Annotated in this window: 9 protein-coding genes; 4 read left to right on the top strand and 5 right to left on the bottom strand. The window is 47.5% G+C overall.

Features of this window, described 5'->3' with window-relative positions; translation table 11 throughout:
• Positions 1–182: 182 nt before the first annotated feature.
• A complete protein-coding gene (locus ACYVAM_RS06060) occupies positions 183–1,931 on the bottom strand; it encodes an ArnT family glycosyltransferase (RefSeq protein WP_461064954.1) in 1,749 nt (582 codons plus the stop codon).
• Between the two features lie 235 nt (positions 1,932–2,166).
• Between ACYVAM_RS06060 and ACYVAM_RS06065 the strand changes: the two genes are divergently transcribed.
• On the top strand, positions 2,167–3,537 hold the full coding sequence (locus ACYVAM_RS06065) for a sigma-54-dependent transcriptional regulator (RefSeq protein WP_461064956.1): 1,371 nt from the start codon (positions 2,167–2,169) through the stop codon (positions 3,535–3,537).
• Between the two features lie 11 nt (positions 3,538–3,548).
• Here ACYVAM_RS06065 and ACYVAM_RS06070 read toward each other — a convergent pair whose 3' ends face one another.
• Both ACYVAM_RS06070 and ACYVAM_RS06075 read right to left on the bottom strand, forming a co-directional pair.
• Entirely contained in the window at positions 3,549–3,938 is a 390-nt protein-coding gene (locus ACYVAM_RS06070; protein ID WP_461064958.1) for a hypothetical protein, read from the bottom strand.
• An 85-nt stretch (positions 3,939–4,023) separates the two neighbouring features.
• On the bottom strand, positions 4,024–4,764 hold the full coding sequence (locus ACYVAM_RS06075; protein ID WP_461064959.1) for a lysophospholipid acyltransferase family protein: 741 nt from the start codon (positions 4,762–4,764) through the stop codon (positions 4,024–4,026).
• Between the two features lie 161 nt (positions 4,765–4,925).
• Between ACYVAM_RS06075 and ACYVAM_RS06080 the strand changes: the two genes are divergently transcribed.
• Together ACYVAM_RS06080 and ACYVAM_RS06085 are read left to right on the top strand one after the other, a co-directional pair.
• Positions 4,926–5,903: an acyl-ACP desaturase gene (locus ACYVAM_RS06080; protein ID WP_461064961.1), complete on the top strand. Its 978-nt coding sequence runs from the start codon at positions 4,926–4,928 to the stop codon at positions 5,901–5,903.
• 1 nt (position 5,904) lies between these two features.
• Complete coding sequence (locus ACYVAM_RS06085; protein WP_461064963.1) at positions 5,905–7,272, top strand: sensor histidine kinase; 1,368 nt, start codon at positions 5,905–5,907, stop codon at positions 7,270–7,272.
• Positions 7,273–7,343: 71 nt separating this feature from the next.
• Here the strand turns inward: ACYVAM_RS06085 and ACYVAM_RS06090 are convergent, their stop codons facing one another.
• Positions 7,344–8,198: a DUF3037 domain-containing protein gene (locus tag ACYVAM_RS06090; protein WP_461064965.1), complete on the bottom strand. Its 855-nt coding sequence runs from the start codon at positions 8,196–8,198 to the stop codon at positions 7,344–7,346.
• Between the two features lie 78 nt (positions 8,199–8,276).
• Positions 8,277–9,209: an HNH endonuclease gene (locus tag ACYVAM_RS06095; protein ID WP_461064967.1), complete on the bottom strand. Its 933-nt coding sequence runs from the start codon at positions 9,207–9,209 to the stop codon at positions 8,277–8,279.
• Between the two features lie 312 nt (positions 9,210–9,521).
• On the opposite strand from ACYVAM_RS06095, the gene ACYVAM_RS06100 reads away from it, so the two are divergent.
• The gene (locus ACYVAM_RS06100; RefSeq protein WP_461064969.1) at positions 9,522–12,386 is read left to right on the top strand and encodes a helicase-related protein; all 2,865 of its coding nucleotides are present in this window, start codon (positions 9,522–9,524) and stop codon (positions 12,384–12,386) included.
• Positions 12,387–12,411 lie beyond the last annotated feature (25 nt).

Consider the following 12,411-nt stretch of genomic DNA (forward strand, 5'->3'; position numbering starts at 1 on the left):
CCAAAGCGGTGAACAAGCAGAATCTCATTCGCTACTAGGCCTTGTGCCAATAGTCATGCCAGTTGAGGCCTATTGCTGATAGTCAGTTGATTAGGATCTATTGCCCTGTTTCAATTGTCCGCTTTCGGACGAATCTTGTCCGTTTTTAGGGCTCAGGCATGCTGAAACGGCAGGCCAGGTAGCTATTTCATCGTATCGGCGGCCCGGTCTATCACTCGTTCACCTTTCAAGCCTACCTCCGCCAGAACATACGGTAACAGGGTTTTGGCGCGGGTGTCGGGGTTCATAAAATCGTACGTTAACTGGCTGACATGAAAATAAGGGAACATCGCCAGCCGCTTTACCTGGAAGCCGTGAGCTTCCAGCGAATCGGCATATTCGGCAGTCGTGAATACTTGCTGAGGGGTCTTTTGTACCTGTATCTGCATGGCCGAGTCGGTACGGGCGTATACAGTTGGCGCATGCGCGTAAAACTCATACGTCCAGAAACTGCCACCACCAACGCCTGTTCCCGGTTCATAAAGTACGGTGGGGCGTTTGGCTAGTTTGGCATCCGCGTTTACATAATCGGCCGTGGCCATGCCCGCCTGATAGCGCAGGAAGGTTGGGTATAAAAACAGGTTCAGTGTACCCGCCAGCACCAGCATGGAGCCGACCATGCGCCCCGACAAGGATAATAACGTATTCTTTTGGAAAACGGTGAGCGTGGCCAGGGTAATAACGACTACCCAAACCAACCCGCTCACCAGCCCAACCGGTTGAACCAACACGAGCAAGGCAATGGCAATGCCTGCAATGGCTAAGCCAATGATGGTTTGGCCAATCGTCCATTTTCGCAATTTAATTACGTTCTGGCTGACTAGAAATTGGGCCGTTATAACAGCAAAAAACGGGAAAACGATGTTCATGTAATGGGGCAACTGAAACCCCGATAATGAAAACAAGGCAAATGTAAGCAACCCGGAGCCCAGCGAAACATATTCCGGCGAGTTGGCCGGGGACGCGTTGTTTTGTCGTTTAACCAAGCCCATAATTTGCTTCCCGACGCCCACATATAGGGGTAATGACCAGGGCAAAAAAGCCCAGAGCAGCGTGTGAATAAAGAAAAACTTGTCGCCTTCTCCCTTGATGGGTCCTGTATTGAAAAACCGGCCAAACTGGCTGTCCCAGAAAAAGAAACGGATGCCAGACACGCCTTTATTCCCAAAAATAACCTTCTCCGGATGCAGATCGAACTGCTGATATAGACAGTAGATCTCGGGGAGGGTAAAGCCAAACGACAGAACGACCGCCAGGTACCAGCGAGGCTTGAGCAACTCCCGCCAATGGCCCGTCAGCAACCAATGCAGCACCAGGCCTCCACCAATTGGAATAAGGACAAAAACCCCCTTGGTCATCAGCGCGCACCCGGTCAGGAAGGAGCCAACGACCAGGTGAATCGCCTGATTTCTGTCTCCCAGAAATACCCGGTAAAAATGAAACACTGGCCCAATGATGAGCGGCATCAGATACGGCTCCGCCCGCACATCGCTGTTTGACAGAACGCCATGGAAGGCCGTTAGCAGCACCAGGGTTGCCACTTGCGCTGTTAGCTTTGAATAGGTCAGCCGAGCGAATGTATACGTGTACAGAACGCTGCTCAAAAAAAACAGCAGGGCTGGAAACTTGTAAGCAAACGTATTTACGCCAAAAATTCGAAAACTCGCGGCTGCTACCCAAAATGGAAAATGCGGCTTGTCGAGCCAGTCACTGCCAACGGCGTATAGGTTCACAAAGTCGCCGGTTTGGGCCATTTGTTTGGCAATAGAGGCATAAAGCGCACTATCTAATTCCATAATGGGTGGAAACAAACCCGTGGCGTTCAGAAACACACCGACGGCTACCAGCGCGTAAAACCAGCGGTCATCAAAAGGAGGATACTTGTCGGTCATTTGGTATCAATGTAGGGCTGCCCGAGTGGGTAGCATTCGCGGTCATCTATTGCCGAAGACCAGATGAAGAGTGAGTAATCTGCCAGGTCACGAGCCTTATACCGCTTATACTCCACCTACTGACAATATTGACCGCTTAACGACTTTTATCGGTCAAAGTACGTAAGAAAACCGTAATTCGTTGTTGAATCGGAACCGGCATGCAACAATTCGTTCTCTATTCTATCTTTGATCTATGCAAGATGCTAAACTCTTACTCGTCGATGATGATCCCGACGTATTACTGGCGGCCCGGCTGTTGCTGAAACGGCACGTGGGCGCGGTAGACATCGAGAAAAATCCGGAAAAACTGCCTTTTCTCCTCAACAACAACCGCTATGATGCTATCGTGCTCGATATGAATTTTCAGCGCGATGTAAGTAGCGGCCGTGAGGGGTTTGCCTGGCTCGATCGTATTCTGGATATTGATCCCAAGGCACGCGTCGTGTTGTTTACCGCGTATGGCGATGTGGAAATGGCAGTACGGGCTATCAAGGCCGGTGCCGTTGATTTTGTGCTGAAACCCTGGCAGAATGATAAGTTTCTGGACACTATTCGTGGGGCAGTTAACGGTAAGAAAGAGGAAGTCGAGGAACGGGACGACGCCCAGAAAACTAATCGTAAGAAAGGGAGTGCCGGGAGTACAACCATTATCGGCAGTGCGATGCGGCCCGTTCTGGAAACAGTTGAGCAGGTAGCCCCAACGGATGCCAATGTCCTGATTCTCGGCGAAAATGGGACGGGTAAGGATTTGATTGCCCGGGCGATTCACGAACATTCCAACCGGCGCGACAAGCCATTTGTAAGCGTCGACGTGGGTGCCCTCACCGAAAGCCTGTTTGAGAGTGAATTATTCGGCCACGTAAAAGGAGCGTTTACCGATGCCCGCGACGACCGCGCCGGACGCTTTGAAGAAGCCAATGGAGGTACTATTTTCCTGGATGAAATTGGTAATCTGACACCGTCGCAACAGGCAAGGCTATTGACGGTACTTCAGCAGCGGCAGGTAACTCGGGTTGGGTCGAACAAAGCGCGCGCGCTGGATGTACGGCTCATTTGCGCAACCAACGCTGATCTGGCCGAACGGGTAGCCGAGCGGGGATTCCGGCAGGATTTGCTGTATCGCATCAATACAATTGAACTGCATCTGCCCCCGCTGCGCGAACGGCCATCGGATATCGGGCTACTGGCCGATTATTTCCTGAAGAAGTACGCTAAACAATATAATCGACCAGTATCTGGATTGAGTCCGGCGCTGCTGGCTGAAATGAAGCAATACCGCTGGCCGGGTAATGTTCGGGAGTTACAGCATGCCGTTGAGCGGGCCGTTATTCTGGCACGGCCCGAAGGTGGCTCGGGTACACTGCTTGAGCCGAGTAATTTCGTTTTCAGAAAGGATGGAAATGCTGTTTCGCCCGTGAATGAGACGCTTCAACTGGAAGATATGGAGCGGCAACTGATTCAGCAGGCGATGCAAAAACACCGGGGAAGCATCACCGATGTAGCACGCGAATTAGGCGTGTCGCGGCAGGCGCTGTACCGCCGACTGGAGAAATTTGGGCTGTAAATAGAGCCAGTTTATGTCAATCGATCCAGTAACAGTGTCAAAATCTGTTGCTGGGTCTGCGCGACTTGGGTGAATTTTTGATTCACATCGTGAAACCCTTCTTTCATTTCCTGACGTAGTTTGGCCTGCTCGTCACTGAGTTGTTCAAAGCGAACGTCGACCTGTTCAAAGCGGCTATTCGTCTCTACTCGAAGCAGATCAATTTGATTCTGTTGTTGGCCAAACTGTTGACGCATCTCGATCGTAAGATCGGCAATGCCTTTAGCTGCCAGCTTTGCGTTAGTATCAGCACGGGTAGCAATCTCAAGAATCTGTCCGTTCGATTCAATGAGACGGTCAGTTTTCAGCGCTACATCAGCCAGGACAGGTTCGATCTGGTCGAGTCTTTTGTTTGGATTCATGATGTCAACAAAAATTTCGTAAATATATATAATAATATTTACTAGTTACAAGGCTTGTCTTCTTAGGTTAGTACTGTATAGAAGTTTAGTTAAGTTTGCTTAGTTCTGTAACGATAGCTTCCTGCGCTAGTTTGACAACTTCATCGGCGGGGCGGCCACTGGGTTCGATGCCCGGCAAGACCCGCCACGACATTTTCGAAAAGGAGCGGAGCGGAAATAAACCTTTGGGATTAAAATGGCCCGTTCCCCGAATCGCGATCGGTACGACAAGGGAGGCTGGTGCCCGTTTGAGCAACGTTGCCACGCCACCCGTCACAAAGGGGCGCATCTGGCCCGAAGCAGAACGGGTTCCTTCCGGAAAAATCATGGCCGAAAGGTTTTCCTGTTGAATGAGCTTACCTAAACGGGCAATCTCAACAATAGCCTGTTTAGGATCCTTGCGATCGATGAGTGCTGCGCCACTTTTACGCAGGTTGTAGGATACGCCCGGAATACCATGCGAGAGCTCGACTTTAGAAACAAATGTAGGGGTGTGTCGACGCAGAAACCAGATAATGGGCGAAATGTCGAACATGCTCTGGTGGTTGGCGACGAAAATAATGGGTCGATCGGTGGGGAGGTCGGTTAATTGCTGAAAACTGATGGTACTGCCCGTCAGATACCAGCCGTACGCAATACTGGCGTTCATCCAGTCGACGGTTTTTTTGTGTGCCGGGCGGCCAAACAGGTTAAACGCAGTGGCCTGCATGACATGGAAAATACATAGCACTAACCCAAAATAAATCAGGTATATACAGCTTAGTAAGTAATCTAAAAGTTTTTTCATACAGGCTACAGCCGTCGGTACAGGGCGATTTAAGCCCTAAAATTAATACGGAGTCCAGTATTGTCGGGAAGAAAAACGGGAGCTAATTTAAAACATCGGCTCTTTTAGCCGAACTTTGCCAAATACTGGGATAAATTGACTCGTTTCTTCGTTACCTATACATGATCTTATCTGGCACACGTTTGGATGTAATGCGATTCGTCGGTGAAAAAATCGACGCGTCTATAGATGAATTCCTTAAACCTATCGAGACCAACTGGCAACCCGCCGACCTGCTGCCCGATACCACAAAAGAGTCCTTTTTGGATGAGGTGAAATTACTGCGCGAAAGTACACGTGAGCTCTCCTACGACTACGTAGCCGTGCTGGTGGGTGATACCATTACCGAAGAAGCCCTACCGACCTATGAGTCGTGGCTGATGGATATGGAGGGCGTCGAGCAGGGTAGTCCGACGGCCTGGACGCGCTGGATTCGTAGCTGGACCGCCGAAGAAAACCGCCATGGCGATCTGCTGAACAAGTTTTTGTACCTGTCGGGACGGGTCAACATGCGGGCGATGGAAGTGTCTACGCAGTACCTGATTGCCGATGGTTTCGACATTGGAACCGGCCGGGATCCGTATCGCAACTTCATTTATACATCATTTCAGGAACTGGCCACAAACGTGTCGCACCGCCGAACCGCTACGCTGGCCAAGCAGGCCGGTTGCAATCAGTTGTCGAAAATTTGCGGGGTGATTGCATCCGACGAGATGCGCCATGCCAAAGCGTATAAAGATTTTGTCCGGCAGATTTTCGAAGTCGACCCGTCCGAAATGATGCTGGCCTTCGAAGATATGATGCGCAAAAAGATCGTGATGCCGGCTCATTTTCTCCGCGAAAGTGGGGTTAAGATTGGGCAGACCTTCAGCCATTTTTCCGATGCGGCCCAACGTCTGGGTGTTTACACAACCTACGATTATATCGAAATTGCCGAAGCCTTACTGGTCGACTGGAAAGTGGATGCGATCACCGATCTCAACGATGCCGGTCAACGGGCCCGCGATTATGTGATGGCGTTACCTGCCCGTCTGCGCCGGATTGCCGAACGGACAAAGGTGCCTACGCTTGAATACCCATTTAGTTGGATTGCCGGCTAATATGGATCGATTCGCGCTTGGTATAGGCTGGCGGATTGCTGGTATTGTCGGCCTTACCGGCGTGATTACGTATTTGCATCTTCAGGAAGTGAACAGCTTGCTGATCTTTCCCCTACTCATTCTTGACCTGTTTCTGACGGTCAATCTATACCGCTACGTAACCAGCCTGAACCGGAAACTGACGCGGTTCCTGGAATCCGTACGTTACTCTGATTTCGCCGTCGCCTTTCGGGCTGACAATAACCTTGGACCATCGTTTCACGAGTTAAACGATCAGTTCAATGAGGTGCTCGATGCTTTTCGGCAGGCTCGGGCCGAGAAAGAAGCCAACTTACACTATGTCAACACGATTGTTCAGCACGTAAATGTGGGCCTGCTGACGTTCGATGCTACCGGCCAGGTGGAGCTGGTCAACCAAACGGCCCTTCGGTTGCTGGGTATTTACCGGCTTCGTACGCTCAACGACCTCAACGCCACCCATGCTGATCTGGCCGACGTTCTTCGGTCGTCAACGACCTCATCGACGCCCGTTTCCTACCAGACCGGTGCCGATGGGGAACTATCCGTGCGTTGTACGGCTGTTCGGCTGCGGGGGCGGCTGGTAACGGTGGTGTCCATGCAGAATATTCGCAGTGAGTTGCAGCAGCGCGAACTCGATGCCTGGCAAAACCTGACGAAAGTCTTGCGGCACGAGATCATGAACTCCATTACGCCGATTGTCTCGCTAGCGGGTACTATGCGCGACATTGTTGAAACGGATTTGCTCCCCTTGTCCTCGGCCGACGATGATTCCAGTGAGGCCGCTAGATTTCCAGCCGTTGTGGCGGAATCGGTCAACGACCTCCGCGACGCCCTCCTGACTATTGAGCAACGAGGAGCGGGCATTATGCAGTTTGTGGATGCTTACCGGCATTTTACGACCATTCCGCAGCCGGTTTTCGCCGATGTGCCCATTGAGCCGTTGCTCCGCCATGTCGTACAGTTAGCAAAGGCCAGTGCGCCCCACTGCCAGATTGACGCGACGGTCGCGTCGCCCAATGTAGCGATTTGGGCAGATGCGGCCCAGATTGAAATGGTACTGCTGAACCTGATTAAAAACGCGGTTGAAAGCATTGGCAAAGCCAACTGTCCTACCATTCAGCTTGCTGCCGAAGCCATTGGTCCCCGGGTGATAATCCGCGTAACCGACAATGGGCCTGGTATTGAACCCGAAGCGCTGGAGCAGATTTTCATTCCCTTCTACACGACCAAGAAAACCGGATCGGGCATTGGGCTAAGCCTTTCCCGCCAGATCATGCAGCTCCATAACGGCCAGCTCACGGTGGATTCCAAACCGGGCGAGGGCAGCACGTTCAGTCTGGTGTTCTAAAGGATTTTGATTCGATAATCCTATGAGTTACATCTTAATGAAGGAGCCATAGTAGAACAAACAGGCTACGCTTACCGTAAAGCTTCGGCCGTCTTCTGCGAGTAATCCTCCAGTTTTTCTTCCTCAACGACGTTCACACGGGGCTGATTCGCTAACAACTGAATGGCCTGATCGTAAGGTTTATACAGTTTCCGATCCTTCGGACGGGCAACTAGTACATCGAAGCGTGCATTGCGTTGCTCTGCATACGCATTGAGAACTGTAAATTGGCCGACATTAAGGGTGGCCTTTTCGTTGATCGACTGCTCTAGCTTCAGGTCAAAACTAACAGGCTTTACTAAGTTAAAGCTACCGTTCTGCCAGGCAAATGGGAACTGATAAGTAAAGCTGGTTCCTTCCGGCTTTACCGTAATGGGCTGCTCAAAAGCTTCACGAGACAACAGACCATCCAACCGCTGACGAAGCAACTGCTTGTATTCCTTCAGCAGATAGGTTTCGTCATGCCGTGACCGATATTCGTCTTCATCGTAAAACGAGAGATACAGTTTGTAGAATTGGTTGCTAATAGCTGACACGTCTTCTGTGTATAAGACCGACGTTTTTACTTCACTAAACTGCAAGGCACTACTATCGCTAATAAGGATCTCGTTGTCAATCAGTTGGCGTGGATTCGCTTCATAGTCAGCGAAGATCTCAGGCTGTTTGGTTAGTTGATTGGTACGGGCGACGATACCCTTGAAGTAGGACCGGATGACCTTTACAGAGAATTTAGGATACAGCTTTCGAATACGGCCTAACCGCTCGGGATGAAGAAAAACAGCTGTGCGTTGCTCAGGGAACAGTAGCAACACGCCAATATTCAGTACCTCACCCAGCGACTGGGCGTACCGATATTGCAGGACGCTATAGTAAAAGACTGAGTTCACGGGGTTAGTGTGGGCAGTATTTTCGGCTGTACTTTAAGTTGTTTTGTAAATTTAAAAAAACTTACTCCCTCTTTCTCTCTAAGGCCTAAAAACACTGTTGTTATGATACTGTAAATAAAGAGAAGAGGGCTTGTTGCTGTCAAGTTTAGGAAGCAAGGATAACTTTTTTCCATGATATTGATAGTACTCTCGGCCATTGTTAAATTCTTCACGGATTCGTTTGCTAACTTCAATTTTAAAGTCAAGAGTGACCGTAATGTATCCATCATCAAATAGCTTATGCATATCAGAGCGCAATAATAGGCCGTTAGTGATTCGATTAGGGCCAGATTCAGCAACGGGTTGAATGTGTGCGGCCTCTAGAACAGGCAACGTTTTCTCTCCTGTAATTGCACACTTCTTTTCATAAGCATCAATAATTGAGAGACGAAAAGCTCCTTGTCCGATACGTACTTTTTTTAATATCGGGTTACCATATTGTGGTAAATCCTCAGCCACTGTAAAGGAGTTTTCAAGGATAGGTACTGTTGTTAAGTAGTTTGAAATAGTTACTTCAAGCTGCTTCCAGAGAGTTGCACCGATAGCGTCGTTTGTATTGTATTTCTTACCTTGTACAATACTATTACTCCAATCAGGAGGGGTGGGTATCCAATCTTCTCGCTTGAAGAAAATAGGGTTTGTAAGAGCTATACAACCTATAAATGGGTTCCTTTCGAAATCGTTACGGTACTTTTGAATGACAGATCTAAACTGTTCAAAAGTGTCGAAGCCATTACGGGATTGAAAAGTATCCCAAGCTAATGACAGTGGTAAGCGACTCTGAGCAGTAAAAAAGCCTGCTCCACCTATAGCATTATATGGACTTTTGAGTTTGAATAAAAATACGCCACCTGGTTCGAGGGCACGAAAGGCGGTTTGGCCTCCAGGTTGCCAAAAATTTACGTCTTCGGGTGCCCGGCTACTCAAATAATTATACCATTGCCAGTCGGTCACACCTAGATAATATTCCATTTAAGCAAGATAATTAAATCCGATGATTATTTCTTACCGGTAGATACACTATTTGTACAATAGACTTGACTATCACTTTTCGGTTGACAAACCTGTGAATAATTACTTGTAAATCTCTAAACCCACAAACTAAAATGTTGACACAAATTGGCAGTGAGTATAGAAACATTAATATAACACAAGGCATAGAGAAGGTAGTGAGACTTGCATCTTGAGTGTGATGCTGTATATTTTACAATAATTTTATCTGCACTTTCATGAAACAGCGTAAGCCCTCGAGTAGTCGTAATTTATTCATTCAGAAAGCGGACGATGGACAACTGCGTTCGGGTATTGGGCCGGGTGTTGGGTATGAGTTTAATCAAAGCCTACTTTCCGCTCATAAACCATACCGTTAGGATTGCTAGCGCCTACTTCAGTTTAAAAGGATACCGGTTGGGCAGGCCGCATATTCATGAGCATGTGATTGTTAAGATGTTGGTCGGCAAGGGCGATGCTAATGACGCACAGGAGGCTATTTTAGATGAAGTTGTAAAAGAGCTTAGGCAGCTTGATAGTGATTTATGGGAAACCATCAATGAGGTCGTTTCACGGATGAATACAGATCGTTTTTTTATTCGAGATGCCCGCTCTATCTCCAATCCATTTCACTGCAAATTTTATATCGGAGACAATAAATTTCTGTGGCATGGATCAGCTAATTACTCTGAAAATGGGCTATCTGGCAAAGCAAGATCAAATGCCGAACAGGTGAGTTTGCTTGTTGAACCTGATCAGATTGCCGATTTTACAAAATGGTTCGATGCAACAGCGAAGGATTCTAAAGATATACTAACGCCAGTTCGGGATTTATTAGAGCAGTGGTTGAAGATGGCAGAACCGTTTGATGTTTACTTAAAAGCGTTGTCGGTAATGTTAAGTAACAATGATGAGGAGAGTCGCCCGTTTGCTCCTGTTTATTTCCAGCAATTCATTATTCGAAACGCATTGCGGCAAGCCGAAGAATATGGTGGCTCCCTAATTGTGGCAGCTACCGGGCTGGGTAAAACAATCATTGGATCAGAGATCGCTCGTCATTTGCAAAATACTGGTGTCAGTAAACGAACTCTTGTAATTGCCCCACCCATTGTGCATCCCAAATGGGAAGAGCAGTTGCGAATAAAAGACATCAATTATTTTATTTACAGCACAACCGTAGCTTTCCTTGCTTCGACAGGAAAGGCAAACCACCAAATCACCGATCTCGAAAAAGAATTGGAGCGAGCGGATGCTCATACAGTAATTCTAATTGACGAAGCACACTATTACCGCAATCAACGCACAAACGAGCGTCTACATCAGCGTGCCAGCCGGGTTTACACTCTGTTTGTCCCGGCTGTTGCAAAAGGAGCTAAAATTTTCTTATTAACGGCTACTGCTTATGGTACAAATATTCATAATCTCAATGGCCTATTGCATCTGCTCCCGCACAAGGCACCTAAACCAGAACTGTTTTCTGAAACAGGACCTTGGGAAGTGAAAAAGCCTGATGAGTTCATCAACTTACCGGTTGTAACAGTTCTGGGACTACCTCACGTTTTATCGCTTGCTCGGCAAATGAACCACATTGACGATGCTGGAAGAACATATATACGATACGGCTCCCGTCAAGTGTATTTGCCGAAGACAATGCGCCTAAAGCCGATTTTCTACCGCCTACCACTTGACCAATCAGTCCAAGCTGCTTTTAATGATAAATACTTCGCTCAAGCGGGTAAGTTTACAACCTCGTTCATTGATGAAAATACGGATGAGATTGTCAAAGGGCCCGTTGATACATTGCAGAAAATAGCACTAACTAGTTGGCTGAGTTCGCCTGAGGCATTATTGGAGGTTATAACGTACAACCTTCGTACACCTAGTGCCGACGATGTAGATTCTGACCAAACATCGATTTTCCCTATTACAGATAGTGAACTCGGTGCAGTTGAAGAAGATATAGTCGACACAAATGAGAAACGCTATAAAGTTCTCTTACGCAGACCAAAACAAGAGAGAAAAAAACAACTTGGATCAATTCAAGCAGCCCTGAAAAGTGGGGTTAAGGATGATAAATACAATTGCTTAACAGCCGTTATCAATGAACGATTCATACAAAGCAGGAGCAAGATTCTGATTTTTATTCGACGTTATCCTACCGCAAATTACTTGCAGAAACTGCTTCAGCAAACATACGATAATCGTATTTTTGTGAGTTGCATGGTTGAGCAGGACGAAAAAGGTGTGAATAAGCTCAGAAAAGCACCTAATCGGCAAAAGAATTTAAAAGACTTCTCGCCTTCTGCTCATAACCACCATAAACCGGACCAGGAAATTGACATACTGATTTGTACAGATGCCGATAGTTTAGGCGTAGATCTACCCGACGTTGATACTATTGTTAATTATGACAGTCCGGAAAGCGCAGACATTTTATTTCAACGGGCTGGCCGAATTATGCGAATGACCGAGAATGCAGACAGAATAGTGTATTTCTACACGTTCATCCCATCAATGTATAATGAGCCAGACATACTCTCTGAATGCAGAACGGACATAAAAAAGCGTTTTAACCGATTGATTGATCGCCATAAAAAATCCACACAAATTATAGGTACCGATGTGCTATCGCATAGCCAGGAACTGAATGTACTGTTGGAAGATACTATTGATGTTGAGCATTTTACTCGTGACGAGGATGTTTTGGAAAGCATAGGAGGGTTGGGATCGAAAGCCATGCTGGCACATTCGCTAATGCTGGACAAGCACCGAGAAAGGAGCCAATTGTTACCTAATTTCCTGCATAGCGCTACTGTGTATGATGGGATTGACAAAAAACTATTTTTGCTATTACATCATGCAGAAAAAGAATATCCGATCTTGTATAATCTAAACAGCAAGGAATTAGAGTTACTGAGTGATTTACGCATTTTAGATACAATACGCTGTTTGGAGTCAACACCGAGAGCATTGGTTAACGTGGCTGAAATTGAGCAGGCTTGCTGTCAGGCGGCTGAGTCTTGGTGCAAGCGTTATGGCCAAGAGGATATGTCTAAGCCTGAAAAGGTATGCGCTTTACTATTAGTGCCTAAGTCATTGCGGAAAGACGATCTGATAAACGAGTTTGTTAAGAATAGATCTGATGATGAGGACAGATGATTTGAAAGACACTCATTTATAAAGA

The sequence above is a fragment of the Spirosoma horti genome, assembly GCF_054776595.1.